13 protein-coding genes and 1 tRNA gene are annotated in these 16587 nt (G+C 62.6%); 2 read left to right on the forward strand and 12 right to left on the reverse strand.

Annotation, left to right across the window (positions count from 1 at the left end; genetic code table 11):
* Window positions 1–4: 4 nt before the first annotated feature.
* Both proB and obgE read right to left on the reverse strand, forming a co-directional pair.
* Window positions 5–1147, reverse strand: a complete 1143-nt coding sequence (proB, locus tag ASC75_RS11555) for a glutamate 5-kinase (RefSeq protein WP_156381228.1) — start codon at window positions 1145–1147, stop codon at window positions 5–7.
* Window positions 1148–1161: 14 nt separating this feature from the next.
* Window positions 1162–2199 carry a GTPase ObgE gene (gene obgE / locus ASC75_RS11560; protein ID WP_055974785.1) on the reverse strand — a complete coding sequence of 346 codons (1038 nt, stop codon included), beginning with the start codon at window positions 2197–2199 and terminating at the stop codon, window positions 1162–1164.
* Between the two features lie 114 nt (window positions 2200–2313).
* Here obgE and ASC75_RS11565 point away from each other — a divergent pair, with 114 nt between their 5' ends.
* Window positions 2314–3174 carry an endonuclease/exonuclease/phosphatase family protein gene (locus tag ASC75_RS11565; RefSeq protein WP_055974790.1) on the forward strand — a complete coding sequence of 287 codons (861 nt, stop codon included), beginning with the start codon at window positions 2314–2316 and terminating at the stop codon, window positions 3172–3174.
* A gap of 5 nt (window positions 3175–3179) precedes the next feature.
* On the opposite strand, the gene ASC75_RS11570 is transcribed toward ASC75_RS11565, so the two are convergent.
* The 3 genes from ASC75_RS11570 to rplU all read right to left on the reverse strand — a co-directional run bounded on the left by ASC75_RS11570 (window position 3180) and on the right by rplU (window position 4616).
* Window positions 3180–3767, reverse strand: coding sequence for a GNAT family protein (locus ASC75_RS11570; protein WP_055974793.1), 588 nt, complete (start codon window positions 3765–3767; stop codon window positions 3180–3182).
* Window positions 3768–3889: 122 nt separating this feature from the next.
* Window positions 3890–4159 carry a 50S ribosomal protein L27 gene (gene rpmA, locus ASC75_RS11575; protein WP_055974797.1) on the reverse strand — a complete coding sequence of 90 codons (270 nt, stop codon included), beginning with the start codon at window positions 4157–4159 and terminating at the stop codon, window positions 3890–3892.
* A 25-nt stretch (window positions 4160–4184) separates the two neighbouring features.
* Window positions 4185–4616, reverse strand: a complete 432-nt coding sequence (rplU, locus tag ASC75_RS11580; protein WP_055974800.1) for a 50S ribosomal protein L21 — start codon at window positions 4614–4616, stop codon at window positions 4185–4187.
* A gap of 487 nt (window positions 4617–5103) precedes the next feature.
* On the opposite strand from rplU, the gene ASC75_RS11585 reads away from it, so the two are divergent.
* Window positions 5104–5193 (forward strand) — tRNA-Ser (locus tag ASC75_RS11585).
* 113 nt (window positions 5194–5306) lie between these two features.
* On the opposite strand, the gene ASC75_RS11590 is transcribed toward ASC75_RS11585, so the two are convergent.
* From ASC75_RS11590 to ASC75_RS11625, 7 genes are all read right to left on the reverse strand, one after another.
* On the reverse strand, window positions 5307–5510 hold the full coding sequence (locus tag ASC75_RS11590; RefSeq protein WP_055974803.1) for a hypothetical protein: 204 nt from the start codon (window positions 5508–5510) through the stop codon (window positions 5307–5309).
* Between the two features lie 517 nt (window positions 5511–6027).
* On the reverse strand, window positions 6028–6648 hold the full coding sequence (locus ASC75_RS11595) for a recombinase family protein (RefSeq protein WP_055974806.1): 621 nt from the start codon (window positions 6646–6648) through the stop codon (window positions 6028–6030).
* A 299-nt stretch (window positions 6649–6947) separates the two neighbouring features.
* Window positions 6948–8039, reverse strand: coding sequence for a hypothetical protein (locus tag ASC75_RS11600; RefSeq protein WP_156381207.1), 1092 nt, complete (start codon window positions 8037–8039; stop codon window positions 6948–6950).
* Window positions 8040–8372: 333 nt separating this feature from the next.
* A complete protein-coding gene (locus tag ASC75_RS11605; protein WP_055974812.1) occupies window positions 8373–9497 on the reverse strand; it encodes a hypothetical protein in 1125 nt (374 codons plus the stop codon).
* 817 nt (window positions 9498–10314) lie between these two features.
* Window positions 10315–13824 (reverse strand): hypothetical protein, encoded by a 3510-nt coding sequence (locus tag ASC75_RS11615; RefSeq protein ID WP_156381208.1) that lies wholly within the window; start codon window positions 13822–13824, stop codon window positions 10315–10317.
* A 146-nt stretch (window positions 13825–13970) separates the two neighbouring features.
* Window positions 13971–15761 carry a hypothetical protein gene (locus ASC75_RS11620; RefSeq protein ID WP_055974820.1) on the reverse strand — a complete coding sequence of 597 codons (1791 nt, stop codon included), beginning with the start codon at window positions 15759–15761 and terminating at the stop codon, window positions 13971–13973.
* Window positions 15762–16089: 328 nt separating this feature from the next.
* Window positions 16090–16482 (reverse strand): hypothetical protein, encoded by a 393-nt coding sequence (locus ASC75_RS11625; RefSeq protein ID WP_156381209.1) that lies wholly within the window; start codon window positions 16480–16482, stop codon window positions 16090–16092.
* Between the last annotated feature and the right edge of the window lie 105 nt (window positions 16483–16587).

Here is a 16587-nt window from a genome sequence, read left to right on the forward strand (position 1 = left end):
GTCCTCACCCTTCCACCTGCATCGCAACCGTATCATTGTGGCTGACAACGAGATCGTCGCGATGGACCATCGCCGAACGCGCCTCGTAACCAAGCACGGTTTCAATTTCCGCCGTCTTCAGCCCAGCGATCCTTACGGCATCCGCTGCGTCATAGGCAACCAGCCCGCGCGCGATCTCGCGACCCTCGGGCGCCAGGATCGCCACCGTGTCGCCGCGCGAAAAATTGCCGCTGACCAGCTTCACGCCGGCCGGCAACAACGACTTGCCGGAGAGCAGCGCACCCACCGCACCGGCATCGACCGTCAACCGGCCTGCCGGCTCGAGCTGACCGGCGATCCAGGTCTTGTAGCCCTTCACCGGATTACCGCTCGGGCGGAAATAGGTGGCGCGTTCGCCGCGATCGATGGCCAGCAGCGGCGACATCCGCGTGCCGGCGGTGATGATCATCGCCGTGCCTGCGGCGGTGGCAATCTTGCCGGCGTCGAGCTTGGTGCGCATGCCCCCGCGCGACAGTTCGGAGGCGGCGGCACCCGCCATCGCCTCGATGTCGGGCGTGATGCGGTCGACGACAGGAATGAACCTGGCGTTCGGGTCATGCGCCGGCGGCGCGGTGTAGAGCCCGTCGATGTCTGAGAGCAGCATCAGCAGGTCGGCGCCCATCATCGTCGCCATGCGCGCGGCCAGGCGGTCGTTGTCACCGTAGCGGATTTCGGTGGTGGCGACCGTGTCGTTCTCGTTGATGACGGGCACGGCCTTCATCTTGAGCAGCGTCGAGATGGTGGCGCGCGCATTGAGATAGCGCCGGCGCTCCTCAGTGTCGCCCAGCGTCACCAGGATCTGGCCCGACTTCAGGCCCTTGCGCCCAAGCGCGTCGGACCAGGCACCGGCCAGTTCGATCTGGCCGACGGCGGCGGCTGCCTGGCTCTCTTCGAGCTTCAGCGCGCGCTTGCCCAGACCAAGCATGGTGCGGCCGAGCGCGATGGCGCCCGAGGACACGACCAGAACCTCGGCGCCGCGTTCCGAAAGCGTTGCAATGTCGTCGGCCATCGAGGCCAGCCATTCGCGCTTGAGACCGGTCGAGCGGTCGACCAGCAACGCCGAGCCGATCTTGACGGTGATGCGCTTGTAGGTCCTCAGCGAAGGGATGGTCATGTCCAGGCCTACTTCGTCCACCGCGCATCGGCGGGCGCGACGTCGCCGCTTGCCTGGCGCGCTTCCTCGACGACGCTCATCAGCGCCCGCAGCGTCTCCTCGACGCCCTCGCGCGTGACGGCCGACAGCAGGATCGGCGCGCGGCCGGCGGCGCGCTTCAGCGACGCGATCTTCTTCTTGCGCGTATCGGGATCGAGCGTGTCGACCTGGGAGAGCGCCACGATCTCGATCTTGTCGGTCAGCCCATGGCCATAGGCTTCGAGCTCACCGCGCACGACCTTGTAGGCCTTGCCCGGGTTCTCTTCCTGCGCTGACACCAGATGCAGCAGCACGCGCGTGCGCTCGACATGACCGAGGAAGCGGTCGCCGATGCCGACGCCCTCATGCGCGCCCTCGATCAGGCCGGGAATGTCGGCGATGACGAATTCGCGCGCATCGATGCGTGCGACGCCAAGGCCCGGATGCAGCGTGGTGAAGGGATAATCGGCGATCTTCGGCTTGGCCGCCGTGACCGAAGCGAGGAAGGTCGACTTGCCGGCATTGGGCAGGCCTACGAGACCGGCGTCCGCAATCAGCTTGAGCCGGAGCCAGACCCACATCTCCTGCCCCTCCAGGCCGGGATTGGCCCGCCGCGGCGCCTGGTTGGTCGAGGTCTTGAAATGCTGGTTGCCGAAGCCGCCATTGCCGCCCTTGGCAAGCAGGTAGCGCTGGCCGACCTGGGTCAGGTCGCAGATCAGCGTCTCGTTGTCTTCTTCATAGACCTGCGTGCCGACGGGCACCTTGAGCACGATGTCGGAACCCTTGGCGCCGGTCATGTTGCGGCCCATGCCGTGGATGCCGGTCTGCGCCTTGAAATGCTGCTGGTAGCGATAGTCGATCAGCGTGTTCAGCCCGTCGACGACCTCCAGCCAGACGTCGCCGCCGCGGCCGCCGTCGCCGCCGTCGGGCCCGCCGAACTCGATGAACTTTTCGCGCCGGAACGACACCGCGCCCGCGCCGCCATTGCCGGAGCGGATGTAAACCTTGGCCTGATCGAGAAATTTCATCGGACTCTTCGTCTTCTGCTGTTATTTCGTTGTTTCAGCGCACTTGCCATAGCGCAAGGCGCGGCGAAGGGCGAGAGCGGATTGGGCGCGGAGACGCGCATGGAAAGGACGTAGATGAAACTGGTCACCTACAACACCCAATATGGGGTCGGTCGCGACGGACGCTACGACCTCGGGCGCATTGCCGCCGCGATCGAGGGTGCCGACATCATCGCCCTGCAGGAGGTGACCCGCAACTTCATGCGCAACAACATGGCCGACATGGTCGAAGGCCTGGCGCGCCAGCTGCCCGACTACTTTCATGTCTACGGCGTTGCCATGGACATCGATTTCGGCATGGTCGGCGACGACGGCAAGCCGGCAAACAAGCGCCTGCAATTCGGCAACATGGTGCTGTCGCGCTGGCCGATCGTGGCGTCGCGCAACCTGCTTCTGCCGCGCAGCCGGCGCCTGAGCCGCGGCAACCTGCAGCGTTCGGCGCTGGAAGCGCTCGTCATGGCGCCGTCCGGCGCGTTGCGCGTCTATTCGGTGCATCTCGACCACGTCAATCTCGAAGAAAGGATCGCGCAGATCCGCCACCTCAAGGAGCGGGTCTATGCCTATCCGATGGAAGGCGGCGCCATATCAGGCGCTGTCGAATACGGCTTCCCCGAGCTCCCCAGCCCCGAAGAATTCGTACTGATGGGCGATTTCAACATGGTCCCCGGCTCGCCCGAGCATCTCGTCATGGCCGGTGCGCCCGACCCGGTGGAGGGCGCACAGATCGTCGCCCACCACCCGGTCGATGCCTATGCGCTGGCGGGTGGCGTTCCGGATGGGTCGGTCTCCTGGACCGACGCGACCCATCCGGAAAAATCCCGCCTCATCGACTATGCCTTCGTGCAGGCCGGCCTCGCCGCAAGCGTCAGGTCCATCCGCATCGACAAGGACGCGCAAGGCTCCGACCACCAGCCGGTCTGGCTCGAGCTGGCATGAGCCGGCTAGCTGCGCGCCCACGACCTGAGGCTCGCCCAGGTCTTGCGGTCGAGGCGGTAGCGCTCGACCGGCACCTGGCCGGCGACAATCGAGTTCAGCATGCCCTGCCCCGCATACTGGAAGCCGCACTTGTGGATGACCCGGCGCGACGCCGGGTTGATGACGCGGCACGAGACGTTGAGCACGTTGATGTCGGTCACCCGGAAGGCGAGATCGACCAGCGCGTGCGCCGCCTCGGTGGCGTATCCGTGCTTCCAGTAGGGCTCGCCGACCCAGTAGCCGAGTTCGAGACCGCGGTCGGTGTAGTTGAGCCCGGCCGAACCGACGAAGGCGCCGGTGTCGGCAAGGGTGATCGCATAGACCACGCCGCCACGCTGGCCGCGCGCCATCGACAGGAAGGCCCGCGCCTCGGCTTCGCCATAAGGGTACGGCATGCGCGACAGCATTTCGGCGACGTGCCTGTTGTCTGCGAGCTGCACCAGCTCGGGGATGTCGTCCTCGTGCGGCGGGCGCAGCACGAGCCGCTCCGTCAGCAGTATCGGGCAGTCGATCGACAGTCTTTCGTCTTCGACGTCGTCCTTCTCGGCAACCATGTCACATATCCTCCAGGAAAATGAAAAAGGGGAGATGGCGACCCATCTCCCCTGATCCTTTTCCTGGCTTGGCCAGACACCGGTTCCCGAGATGGGGCGCCGGTGTTGTAGTGCGGAACCGGCTACTCCGCGGCCTTGAGAATCGGATTAACCGATACGTAGGTTCGGCCATTGGCTTTTTTGTTGAAGGTCACGGCGCCGGCTTCGAGCGCAAAAAGGGTGTGATCCTTGCCCATGCCGACGTTGACGCCGGGATGCCAGGTGGTGCCGCGTTGACGGACGATGATGTTGCCCGGAATCACGGATTCGCTGCCGAACTTCTTGACGCCAAGGCGCTTCGACTCGGAATCGCGACCGTTGCGCGACGAACCGCCAGCTTTCTTATGTGCCATGGGTGTTCTCCTTCAGTCGCTCTGATTACTCTGATTCCGCGACGGCTGCAGCCTTTTTCGGCGCTGCCTTCTTCGCGGGCTTTTCTGCGGCTTCTTCAGCCACGGCTTCGGCCTTCACTGCCGCCTTCTTCGAAGGCTTGGCACCGCCCGTCAGGATCTCGGCGATCCGGACCGTCGTCAGGTGCTGACGATGGCCGCGCGAACGGCGCGAGTTCTGGCGGCGACGCTTCTTGAAGGCGATGACGGTCTTGGCGCGGCCCTGTTCGACCACTTCCGCCGTCACCACGGCGCCGGCCACGAAGGGCGCGCCGATCTCTGCATTGTCGCCTTCGCCAACGGCGAGCACTTCAACGAATTCAACGGTATCGCCAGCGACGCCGACGAGCTTTTCGATCTTGATCACATCATTGGCGGCGACGCGGTACTGCTTGCCGCCCGTTTTGATGACTGCGAACATTTTATGCCTTTCGCTGTTCGGTCGACCTCGTTGAACCACTCGAAGCGGTCCCGGCCGTCTTTTTGTCAGTCGTTACGGGTTCAAAACAAACGGCGCAGAGAATCCTCCACGCCGAATGCAGGGCGTCCCGTAACCGAAGGTTGTCGTGGAGTCAAGGCAAACAGGCTGCCAAACGGACATCTAGTAGCAACAACTCAGCCGGCACTGATGCGGCTAACCGACAGTGCTACCTTGGATACGCGCTGGACCCGCAACGAGCAAGCCGGACAGACACCCTCAATCTGCTTCCTGTCCGCCCTGCACGCGCGTCAGGCGACCCGGCTGACGCGGCCACACCAGGAGATAGCCCGGCCTTCTGACGCAGCGTCTCTCGGGCCAATTCGGAGCCGGCCGAAAAGATGCGCGACGAGAGTCATATTTGGCCTTGTGCGACAGGCGATGAGCCGTTATCTACTGCGCCGCGCCGGCAACGGCCGATCACGACCGCGGAGAGGTGGCAGAGTGGTCGAATGCACCGCACTCGAAATGCGGCATGGGTGCAAGCCCATCGGGGGTTCGAATCCCTCCCTCTCCGCCATCGCCCCTTGGGCTGATCAACTACTTTGAAATCAATAGGTTGATGAAGAGGCTCCGAGCGCCGCTCCCCCAGATTGCTCCCCCAAAAAACTGCTAGTGAGCTGGGGTGCCGAGCTAAAACAGAGACCTTCCTGAGACCATGTAGATGGCCATGGCCGCGCCGAAGCCCAGTACCCAAGTCCACCAGAGCTGTACGGCCATCCGGTGTTGTGCGCCTACAATGATCTGGCCTATCGGATAGGTGAGCGCAAATACCAACAGCCCCAGCAGAATGGGACCGAAGATCAGGCTTGCGGCTAGTTCGATGGCGTTGCCCATTCATATCCCCCCGGCTTATTGTTGCAGTTTATTCATGCGTTGTCGTGCGGTCCAGCGCTCCTTAGACCTGGGCGGATACGCTCCGGGAGGGACCTAGCAAGTTGTTTCAGTAAGCATCTTGTCGAATCGAACGCGGCTTACTACTTTCTCTGCTAGGTCCTCATCTGAGGGGACAGAAAGGAGCCTCCTCTTGGAAGCTTTTTTGGTGTCCTCACTCTCAAGGCTTTGCTTGTAGCTAAGCGTTGAGGCGTCTCTGTACGGGGACTTGGGTTAAGGCTGAAACTCCTTGGGCTAGCTACGGTCCGAGGTCTGCTAATGTCCTGGGAGCCCCTAATCCAGGGGCCAACCTGTGGGTCACGGAACCGGCAGATAAGGCCGATGATGGGACGTAGAGACGCCTCGGGAGAGGTGGCCGGGAATTGGACGCTCGGTGAGCCACCAACCCCGCCAGCGATGCCCGCCAGCGAGAGCGAACCATCGAACCCTCCCGAACGGAAGCTGTCCAATTGGGGGCGCGTTAGGCTGACTTCTGGCCTCTCTTGGCCAGCCTTGCCAAGGTGCTCCTCGACGCCCCGGTAGCCGCCACGATGCTGCTCCAGCTCTGGCCGCCCTTGAGCATCTTGAGGATAGCCGCGTTGCGTTCCTCATCCTCGGGGCGACCCCTGTAGCGCCCCTCGTCCTTCGCCTTGGTGATCCCCTGCGCCTGCCGCCTGCGCCGGTCCTCGTAGTCCTTCCGGGCGATGGCCGCGAGCATGTCCAGGAGCATCCCATTGAGCGCCTCGAACATGCGACTGGTGAACTCATCAGTGCTTGTCGCCATCATCGCGTGGGAGGTCTGGAGGTCCAAGGCGACCACCTTGACGCGGCGCTGCCTGATCTCGTCCTTAAGGCGCTCCCAGTCGGCGGCATTGAGACGGCTAAGGCGGTCCACCTGCTCGATGAGGAGGATGTCTCCTGGCTGGCAATCCGAGAGGAGCCTGAAGAGTTCGGGGCGGGAGAGAGAGGCTCCGCTCTCGTTCTCCATGTAGGTGGCCGCTATGCGAAGCCCCTTGTCCTGGGCGAAGGTCTCCAGGTCCGCCTTAGCGCGGCTGGCATCTTGCTCCTTGGTGGAGGCTCGGAGATAGGCACGGACAAACATGTTGGGAGACCCCTCGGTTCGCTTTAAGTGGTCTCATAATCTTAGGTTCGATTTGAGTTGTCAATGGGCATTTATCGAACCAACGAAAGAGCAGTTCGCTAAAGGTACACCCAAATGGACAGACGCGAGGCGGTGGGAAGCAAGGGGCCGGGCGCAAGGGTGAGGGCTAGCAGCTATCCATGCCGGGGGCCTGAGGAGGCCTTGCCGAAAAGGTTCACCCCCTACCCGGGGGGAAGCCCGTCCGCTGTCGCGTATATTCAAGGGCTCGCGTGGGGGACCCTTTGTGACGTTCCGGTACCTCAGAAGCGAAAACGATGAGTGAGATTTAGCGAAACCGATTGTAGGTCGCGGGGCAGGACAATTTCCGTGACTGTCCCCGAGCTGTCATCGAACGCCAGGCCCTGAGCGAGTCGTCGCGCTGAAACATGCTTAAATTCCTCTGACGAAAGCCAGTGCAAAAACCTGTCCAGAGTCCCACCATTGAAAAAGGAGATAGCCTCATCGATCTCGGCAAGAATCTTGTCGAAGTCTGAAGCCGATTTCGTGATGGACTTTGCAATCAGGTCGGGGTGTCCAAATGGAGTGGTGCCGCTAAGCGTTTCCGCAGTTGCAAGAAGGTCGCCAGCTAGAGCTTTCAGCCGGGGCCGCATCTTGTAGTTCGAAAGGAAGAGCGTTTTTGCAGGAACCCGCATTACCGATTGAACCGTCCGCAAATATACTGGCTCTTCGGAGCGCTTGAGATTGCCTGCCGCAAATTCCCGATCAGCGCCCGTGCCCTCCTGTAGGGCCTTACGGTACGCTAAACGAGCCCTTTCCTTGTTCTCGCGCTCCTGCTTCAGGTGGCGCTCCTTAAAGGTTCCTCGTAACCAAGTATCTAGAAACCTAGCCACCTCGGCGCAGTATTGAAACACATCATCGGGCATTTTACGGAACTCCAGCCGAAGCCTGTCAAATGCCGCGACAGAAGGGTGGTCAATAGCTGCCAAGATATCCGCCTGCGCGTCCAGTATTTCCTTAGAGACTCGGTGTAGCCATGCCAGTGACTTCTGGCGGTCGAGTTGCTTTTCAAACTGTAGAACAAACGAATCCCATTCGAGGCCGTAGCGAGATCGTGCGCAATCGCACCCAATGAGGTGGTGAAAGCCCTCGCTGCCGCTCAGCACAAATCCGCGCTTATGCGGGTGCCCAAACGCACAAGTTAGTGTCTCCTCAGAGGTGTACTGAACAACGAACGTTAAGTCTTCATCCGGCCTTGGTGGATTCTCGGAAAAGTCTCCCAGCGCCATAGGGGATTCCGACACAAGGCTAACGTCGCGAAGTTCCACATCGGAATACTTTTTGACCTTGAGCTGCCCAGTGAAGGCAGTCGTCCTCTTTTCCAAAGCTGCCAACAGAGTCACCTCATCGACGAATCGGAATATGTTGTGCGCAATATATAAGATGCACCCCATATATGGGAAGAGGCCTGAGGAACATTTCAGGAACCCGTGCCTGAGGCCCTCTGAGAGAGACATCGATCCCCCCTCTCCCTTGAAGGGAAAGCTTGCCGGTATACTCACGGACACTTTGAGCACTAACTCCAGGTGTCCGCCTTGTGTTCTCTAGGGGATGGCCGATGTTGGCGAGGAGCGCTGAGGCCCCTCTACCTCAGATGTCTAGAGGGGAGCCACCGGGAGCCCTATAGCGGCGAGTTATTCTTACCACTTAGCGGCGACTTAACCGGGTCATGCGGTAGGCTTCTCCCCGACCGGTATGGCCACTCCGACAATCCGTGCGGACTCCTCGCGCATGGCCATGAGGGCGGCGTCCTTAACGCCGACAGGCACGAGCAGGCAGTCATGGATTGGAAGGGCCACAATGCCCTCGTCTAACAGCCGCAAGAGGACAGCCACCAGGATGCGACTTTCGGTGTTCGCCAACGTTGGCCCGATGTTGGCATTGAGAACCGGCACGAGGGCGGGATGATGCGCCGCCACGGCCTCCTGTAGCCTCTGTGCGGTCCAGCCCTCAGGCAGCATGTCTCGAAGCTCCCCGGTGAGGCGGAGCATTGGGCCATCTCGAAAGAACAGCGCAGAGACCGCCTTTTTTGCCCCGCCGCGATATCCCTCCAGGCCTGGGATGGCATAGGGGTCCCCAGCAGGCACCGGCACGCCCTGGGAGGCGTAAGCCAGATGGAGGTACATCGCGCGATAGTCCAGCTCTACCAGGGGCTCCCCCCCAATCGTAAGGCCGCCGCGCCGCTCCCGCTGGAGGTGCTCCCAGAAGCCCCGGAAGAGCCGCCCATGTTTGGTAAAGACGTGAGGAGCCTCGGGGCCGTCGATGAGGAACACTCTGACCATGTGGGTCGGCGGCTGGGGTCTCCCGTCTAGTCTCACGTCCGCCGCGTTGATGGCCGCATTGACCTTCTCCATTTCCGACCGAAGCTGTCGGGTCTCGGGGGTGTCCTCAAAGTTGATGAGGAGCTTTGGCCGGTTACGCCCGACCACCGCCTTGAGGGCAATGGTCTCGCCGCCTGGAACACGGTCGATGTCGTCCGAGCTAATCCTAGATGCGCGGATCATGTCCAGGAAGCGGCTAGTCGGCACCAAGGTGGTCCGCAATTTGCGGGAGACGCCTGGATAGCGGATGATCCACCCTGCTGCCTCCATCTCCCCGATGATCTCCATGAGCAGGCCGCGCGGGAAGTCAGGACGGTCATAGCGGGTCTTCGCCTGCTTGTACGCCTGGACGGCAAGACGATGCCCCAGCGGATACCGTATGGCCAAGATGGCGAGGTTGGCCGCGAGGTTCTGCACGATTGCCCTGCGGCGCTCGACGGCATCCGTGCGGGGCTTCCTGCCGGATGACAAGAATCTCTCAATGCAAGCCCAGATGTCAGCGGCAAGGGAGGCGAGAGGTGAACCCTGGCGGGTGGTAAGCCAAGGGTCATGGTGGATTGCCGGGGGTGGTGTTGGTGTGGCCCCCGGAGGGTTAGTCATAGGCGGCCACCTCTCCCTCCAGGTCTATGGCGTGACGGGTCGGGGCGGGCACCAAGTCCATCGGGGCCAGATAGTCCGGGCTATTGTAGGAGGGGTCCGTTTGACGCCTGTGCTCCCTGGCCCGCTTTGCGGCTACTTTCTTGGCAAGGCTTCGCGCTGCCTCTAGTGCGGGTGTGCTTGCGGCCCTGTCGTATGCACAAAGCGCCCAACGCCCCGCATCCAGGGCTAGGGCCAGCCGCTGCGACTCTGCAAAGGCTGGGAAGGGCTCTCCACGACTATTGCGGCCACGCCTGACCATGGCCCTCCGTACATGCCCCGACACTGGAGCCACCAAGCTCTCCAGGGCTTTAGGAGCGTGGACGACAAGCTTGACCTCGGGGCCGAACTCGCGGAGCAGCCTATCCCCCGCGAAGGCTAGAAGAGGAGTATCGTAGTCGGAGCTGCCCGCGCCCCAAAGCGCCCGATCTCGCCCCTGTCCGGCGCACACTATGACGTACCAGCCCGTTTGATGGCCGTCGATGCGTCGCTGATTTTGGGGCGGTTCGAGGCCCACGACGATGTATGCCGTGATCGTGTCCTTGGCGGTCACCTCGCCGTGCGTAAAGCCGTAGGCGGACGCGGTTTCCCCACCTCCGGGACCGTTTGCCCCGGAGCCGTGCTGTAGATTGTCCATATCGTTGTCCTGAAGTTAGAAGCGGTTTAGGCCTGGGATGTCTTGGATAGAAGAGCCCTGCTTCTGCCTCCGCTTCTCTTGGCGGGCTGCTGCTGCCTGCCGCTGTCGGGCCTTCACAAGAGGCTGAAGTTCCGCATTCTCTCGGATGAGGTACTTCCTGGCCGCCCCTCGGTACCGATCCACCTGGGCCGTCAAGAGCCCTAGCCGGGTTCCCCTCACCGCGTCCCCATCGGGCAGCTCTTGATACAAGTCCGACTCGATGATCTGCCTGAGGAACTCCTTGAGGCTCCGCTGTCCGGGGATTTGTCCAGCGAGTTCCTGGTACCTGTCATAGGCGGTGCGCCCCGCATGGTCCCCCTCAGTCAGCCAGATGTCCCGGAGGTCTACGTCCTCGAAATTGGGGCTTGGTGTGCGGACACCACCGCCCGTCTCAAGGATGATGCGGTTGTTCTCCGCCTCCACCACGTCCGCATCCTGGTCGGTGAGAAGACCCACTCGCCGCGCCACAGGCTCGCCTAGGAAATTGCGCACAGGAGGAAGGGTCTCGGAGTATCCCGGCACGGATTTCAGCATGGTGTCCACCAAGCCCTGGGCCTCGCGCATGTATGGGTCGGGATTGGTCCCCCGGAGCAGCGAGGAGGCTGGCAGTAGATTGCCGCCGAGATTACCTAGCCACCTCTCGCCCCTTGCCCCTGGGTCGGTAAGCGCCTGGAGGGCCTGATGGATGTTGGCGAGAAAGGAGCGGTCGGAAAGGTTCTTGCTTAGGGCTACCGCAAGCGCCCAGATGCCGGTGTCAAGGTCAACTGAGGTGCCATCAGGGTCCATCCTCATGGCCTCCACCAAGGTGGCGACGGTGGAGAAGGCCATCCCGGCAGGGTCTGCGCGGCCTATCGGCACATAGGTCTTTCGCCCACCCGCGCCCTCCAACACAAACGAGAATGGTTGCCACCCCGTGGCCGTCAACTGCTGCCTGAGGCTATGGTCAGTGGGGCCGGGGCCGGTGATCCTCCCATCCAGAGCCAGGACTGCGGTAAGGCTCATGAAGATACTGCCCAGAGCCATCTGGCCCACCGCCTGGACCCGTGCTTCCTCGCCCTGGAGACCCCGTAGTGCGTCCCGGAACTCCCGCTGGGCCATGTTGAGGCCTGGAGTGAGCTTGATACCGTACCGCCATACGTTGACGGGTGTCTTGATGAAGGGCAGCACAAAGCCGAGGAGCGGGTGTCGGCCTCGCAACTGCTGGGTGGACGCTCCCCATGTGCCCGCGAGTAGCTCCTGCTGGAAGGTCGTTACTTGTGCCTCCCGAAGCGCCTTGGGGTCCAGTGCTCGCCCGGTGGCAGGGTCTAACGCCGCCTCCAGCTTCTTGGACACATAGTCCGTAATGTCCGCTCCGGTGAGACCTCGCTCGCTTGCTTCCACCGCTGCTCGGGCCTGCACGGTGGCCCGGTAGCGGAGCATCTTGAAGAACTCGTCCATCGCCCCGAGCGAGCGGGTCGGGAGGCCAAGTAGGTTTCGCCAATGCGCGGCCCTAAAGACGTTCTCCACCAAGTCGGAGACGCTCTCCACGGTCTGCCACTCAATGACCCTTTGCGAGGTCGAGGAAGCCCCCTGAAAGAGCTCAGTGTTGTGGGGTGCCAAGATGGAGTCGCCGCGCTTGAAGGCCTCCACCGCTGCGGTCCAGCCGTCGCTCAGGGAACTCATCGTATAGGCGTATTCCTTCAGGGCTTGTTGGCGCATGATATTGCCGGTGCTCGGCCCCGTAGCGAAAGACCCCAGTAGCTTTTCCAGGGGCCGCCCCGCGATCATGAGGGCGCTCGATGTGACATTCATCAGATGCGTCGGCCAGAGCCACAGAAGGTTGTTCTGGAGGAGAAAGGTGGCCTCGTCGGTGACCCTGCGTAGGAAGCCGGGGCTAACCGCCTGGGTCAGCTTCTTGGGGTCGCCCTTGGTGGCGGTCATGAGGTCGGCAAGCTGGGTGGCGTCGAGGCTGTCTATCCTCGCGAGGTCTTCCGGCGTGATCTGGAAGGAGCCGCGCAAGCGCCTCAAGGCTCTGCCGCTGTTAGACGCCATGGAGCGTGAATGAGCGAGGAGGGTTGCAGCCCCCTTGATCTGCGCTCGAAGCTCTTCGGTGGCCTTAACGGCGTCACCGCCCCAGTCCTGTAGGACCCCATTTCTGATCTTGGTGGCGGTCGTAAAGGCATCTTGGGTCATAGCGTTGGACACCAGGAAACCCGCCTCCATTCGCGCCACCATCCCGGCTGCGGCCTCGCCCGCCTGGGCGATCTCTCCCAGAATCAGCTCGGGTGCCTCTCCCCATTGCTCAGCCATCTCGTGAACCCTGGCGCTGACGGCACCGTCGGACAGGATGTCGCCGCCCTTAACGGTATCCATCTGGGCCTTGAGACTGCTCGTGGCGTTGTCCAGGAAGGACTGCACCTCCGTACCGGTCCTGAGCTTCTGCCAAGGCAGGCGGACACCTCGGGCCAGCGCTGCGCCTGCCTCCAGGGCGGCTTCTCGGCTGCCATGTGTCTTGATAGCTGCTAGGTCGTCGGAGGTACCCTTGATGATGTCGCGGACGGTCTCGGGAGTGACCTCCACTAGCTGACGCGGTTGGAGCGGCGGAGAAGCGGCCTCAGGGGCAGGAGTTCCGCCTGGGCCTTCGGGCTGGATCATGGGCTGTTGGCCCTGGGTGGGGCTGGCAGCAGTCGCAACGGGCTCATCCTTGGCGACAGCCTGCTTGCCGATGAGCGGCTGGGCGGGTTCGTCCTTGGAGGCTGGCTGTGTGGGTAGCTCGGTGAAGTTTTGGCCTGGAGAGGTGGCTGGCCCAATCTCGGCCTCTTCCAGTTTGGTGATCTCCTTGGCGGCCATCTCCTGGTTGCCAGCCTTGAGCCACTTGAAGGCCTTGATGGCCATCAGGAGCGTGGCGTCCACCCCGATGCCCTCTAGGGCGTTCTTCATGCGGCCCTCGGCGGCACTGTCCGTAGGGTCCGCCGCAAGGAACTCCGTTACGGGGTTCTGGAGGTCCGGGAAGGACTCGATGAGGTCGGAGAGGCGTTCCTCATGGGGATCGATAACGGTAGCACCCGCAATGGCACCTCGGGCCGACTCGTAGGCCGCCACGCCCGCCTTAGTGGAGCGGAGCTTCTGGAGCGCCTTGACGGGGGCCATCGCCTTCCCCGCCCCAATGAGGCCCACAGCGAACTGCGAGACCCCGGAGGTCAGGGAGTACCCAATGCTCTTCTTGTCGAGCGCCCGGTCGGCACCCTCGATGGAGCGCCTCATGGTTGACTTGTCGGCCTCGGCAGGCTCCCCGAAGAGGAAGTCCTTGGTCTCGAAGACCGCCTTTGCCATGCCGCCGCCTATGGCCTGCTGCACGTTGTCCATGAAGTCGGGCATGAGGCTGGTATCTTGGAGCTGCTTGAGCGCCGCCTCGTCACCCTCAGGGTTGACTCCCCTGGACTGCTTCTGGGCGGCCAGCCTAGCGCCGACACGCGCGGCTGCTCGGCGGAGACGTGCCTCGTCCATCGGGGCATTCGAGGGGGTGGTGACTGTTTGGGCCATTTGTATCGTGGTCCTTTCGGGACAATTGGTCCCCGCCCGTCCGTCCGCACTAGCGTCGCACGTGGTCAGGACCTTGGATGGTTCGTGGAGATTGGGAAAACTTGCCGGGACTATCGGCCCTGCTCATCGTCTCTGGTCAACCATTCCCAGAAGGCCGCCATAGGGCCGGGGCCGGACCCCGGAAGGTTGATGCCGATGGTCTCGGAGTCGCCGTCCGACTGGCTCTCCGTTGCGGGTGGAGCCTGCTCCTCCACTGCATACTCTTCCAGGAGCAGCGTCCGGGCCTGCTGTTCGGTGATGCCATATTGCTGGGCGAGGGCCTGAACGGTTTGCCTCTCCAAATCCGAGCTGTAGTTGGTGGGATTATGCGGCCGCGACTGCTCCTGCTCCAGCCCAAGGTCCACATTCTGCTCCACCCTGGAGAGGACGTGCTGCCCGAACTCCAGCGCAAACTTCTCACGCTCCCCCATTCTCGACGCCAAATCAGGGTTGCTCGCTACCCACTTCAGCAGGCCGGATCGGTACTCGTAGAGCGCCCTGACACCGTGCTCCGTGATGCCCCTTACCCCCTCGTAGCCTCGGTCTCCTTCCCCGGTGGCATTCGTGATGCGCTTCACCACATCCTTGTAGGTGGGGCTGTCGAAGATGCCGCCCTGGGCGTTGGCCTTCTGGACCTGTTCCACCCGGTCGAGCGCCCGGATGAGCGTATTGGGATCGCGGATGACACCTTTCGCGACCATACCGTGGACAAACTCTTTGGAGCCGTCCCGGTCGATCTCTGCGAAGACATGGAGGAGAGCCGCGTTGTCCTCGGGGAAGGACTTGTCGGCCATCTGCTTGCGGTACCCGGCTAGCTTGGTGCGGAACTCTGGGTCCCGCCTGCCAAGGACCTTGAGGGTCTCCTCGGGTATCTGGTAGTTCGGGTCGCTGGCCATCTTGCGCAGCTCTTCGGCCACAATGGTATTGTGCTGGACCTTCTCCTGGCGTTCCTCCTGGTCGCGGATATAGGTCGCCTTGGAGGCCTGGGCCGACATGATGCGGTACCTTGAGGCCATGACCTTCGTGCGGACCTCGGGGTCTGAGGAGATCGCATGATCCTTCCCACCCCACTTGCGGTCCAGGAGGTCTAGGAGTTCCTCGTTGCCCGACTCCTCGGCCTGGAGGAGGATCGAGTCCACGAACATTGCGTCCGTCTCGGCCTCGGTGTGCCGCTTCAGGACCTCATCGCGCTGGGCGTTGATGGAGCCCCAGAGGCCCTCGTAGTCGATGCCTCCAGCCGCCTTGCCGTCCTGCTCGGCGCGGTCGATGGTGTCCATGGTGACGGAACCGGCAGTAGCCAGTGCGCCCTTCTTGACGGCCTCGCCGCGCTCCTGGGTGAAGACCGAGTAGCCGTTCTGGTAGATCGACTCGATGTGTGGATTGAGGCCAGCGAGGACCTGAGGGTCCGTAATGTCCCCCACGCGGATCTTGAGGAAGTCTTGGACGAAGCCCTTGAAGGCCTCGGGGTCACCGCCGTTGCGGCCCTCCCACTGCTGGTGCGCGAGGGTGAACTCGTCGGCAATCTTGCGCCCCTGCATGTCCCCCTGGGTCTTCTTGTACCACTCCATGTAGGTGGGGGACTCTTGGGGCGGAATGAGGCCTCGCTTGACACCCTCATCGAAGCCCGCACTGGCCCCCGAGTAGGCGTCACGGATGGCCCGCTGCTTGGCATTCTCGTCGGCCTTCTCCTTGCGCTTCCCCAGGAGAGCCCCTAGGCCACTGTCGAAGGCTGCGAGGCCCTCGGCCAACTGATGGAGGCTTGAGGGAGCCGGATCGGCTGGCCTGACGTAGGTGTTGACAGGCGTAGCAACGCCCTGGATGGCGGAGGGTCCCGAGACCTCCCGCACTTGGGAACGAGCCATATCGTGGTCCTTAGTGTTGGGATTGGTTTCGATCCTGCCGGATCATCATCAGGAGGGCGGCATCAGCCCTCGACCGGGAGCCTCTCGGAGGCCCTAGTTGGATTGGAATCGTTCACAGATTAGGTCCCTCGGGAGACCACTCAAGGGGGAGCACCTGGAGCCACCTAGTGAGAGGCAGCGTGTCCTCCGAAGCGGCAACACCGGCTATTCAGGCTGGCTATCTCAGGAACGCGCCCAATAGCGCCTGCCCTCAGCAAACTGGCTATCTCAGGAACACGCCCAATAGCGCCTGCCCTCAGCAAACTGGCAGACATTAGGCGCGGTGGCTTCAATGCCCTAGCAGATACTTGATGTCCTCGGAGGCCGCGCCCTCAGCAAACTGGCGGTCATACTCCAGGACCATGGCCCATGCCGCCACGTCTTTCCCGTCCAGCCAATCGTTGAGGAAGGTCTGCACCTCGTAGGGGTCCAGACGCTCGACGGCGAACTTTATGGCGAACTCGGGGTCCCTGAGTTTCAGGGCGACATCGTACCAAGGCCAGTTGGTGGTGTCATCGGCCTCCAGCCTCTTCCACCTGTCGCTAATGTCTATCTCTGAAGCTGGTCCCCGCCGCTCAGCCTCTCGTTCGTAGATGCGTACTGCGTGAAGAATGGTCATCCAGTCGTCACGTGGGGTTAGCTTCTGGAGGGCTGTAATCTGCCTCTCGGTAAGCGTCTCCACCGGGACCCTATCCGCCAAGTCACGGCGGAGTCGATGCCCCGCACCTCGTGCCAGCCAGTGCTTGCGGCATAGCCCCTCTCGGGCTTCTGGTGCCCCGCAGCTGGG

Source organism: Aminobacter sp. DSM 101952 (assembly GCF_001424795.1).
In the GTDB taxonomy this organism is placed as follows: Bacteria; Pseudomonadota; Alphaproteobacteria; order Rhizobiales; family Rhizobiaceae; genus Aminobacter; species Aminobacter aganoensis.

What these genes read in the sequence shown, in the direction of transcription:
- obgE (WP_055974785.1), bottom strand. Translation starts at nt 2,199, where the DNA reads ATGAAATTTCTCGATCAGGCCAAGGTTTACATCCGCTCCGGCAATGGC.
- ASC75_RS11565 (WP_055974790.1), top strand. Translation starts at nt 2,314, where the DNA reads ATGAAACTGGTCACCTACAACACCCAATATGGGGTCGGTCGCGACGGA.
- ASC75_RS11570 (WP_055974793.1), bottom strand. Translation starts at nt 3,767, where the DNA reads ATGGTTGCCGAGAAGGACGACGTCGAAGACGAAAGACTGTCGATCGAC.
- rpmA (WP_055974797.1), bottom strand. Translation starts at nt 4,159, where the DNA reads ATGGCACATAAGAAAGCTGGCGGTTCGTCGCGCAACGGTCGCGATTCC.
- rplU (WP_055974800.1), bottom strand. Translation starts at nt 4,616, where the DNA reads ATGTTCGCAGTCATCAAAACGGGCGGCAAGCAGTACCGCGTCGCCGCC.
- ASC75_RS11590 (WP_055974803.1), bottom strand. Translation starts at nt 5,510, where the DNA reads ATGGGCAACGCCATCGAACTAGCCGCAAGCCTGATCTTCGGTCCCATT.
- ASC75_RS11595 (WP_055974806.1), bottom strand. Translation starts at nt 6,648, where the DNA reads ATGTTTGTCCGTGCCTATCTCCGAGCCTCCACCAAGGAGCAAGATGCC.
- ASC75_RS11615 (WP_156381208.1), bottom strand. Translation starts at nt 13,824, where the DNA reads ATGGACGAGGCACGTCTCCGCCGAGCAGCCGCGCGTGTCGGCGCTAGG.
- ASC75_RS11620 (WP_055974820.1), bottom strand. Translation starts at nt 15,761, where the DNA reads ATGGCTCGTTCCCAAGTGCGGGAGGTCTCGGGACCCTCCGCCATCCAG.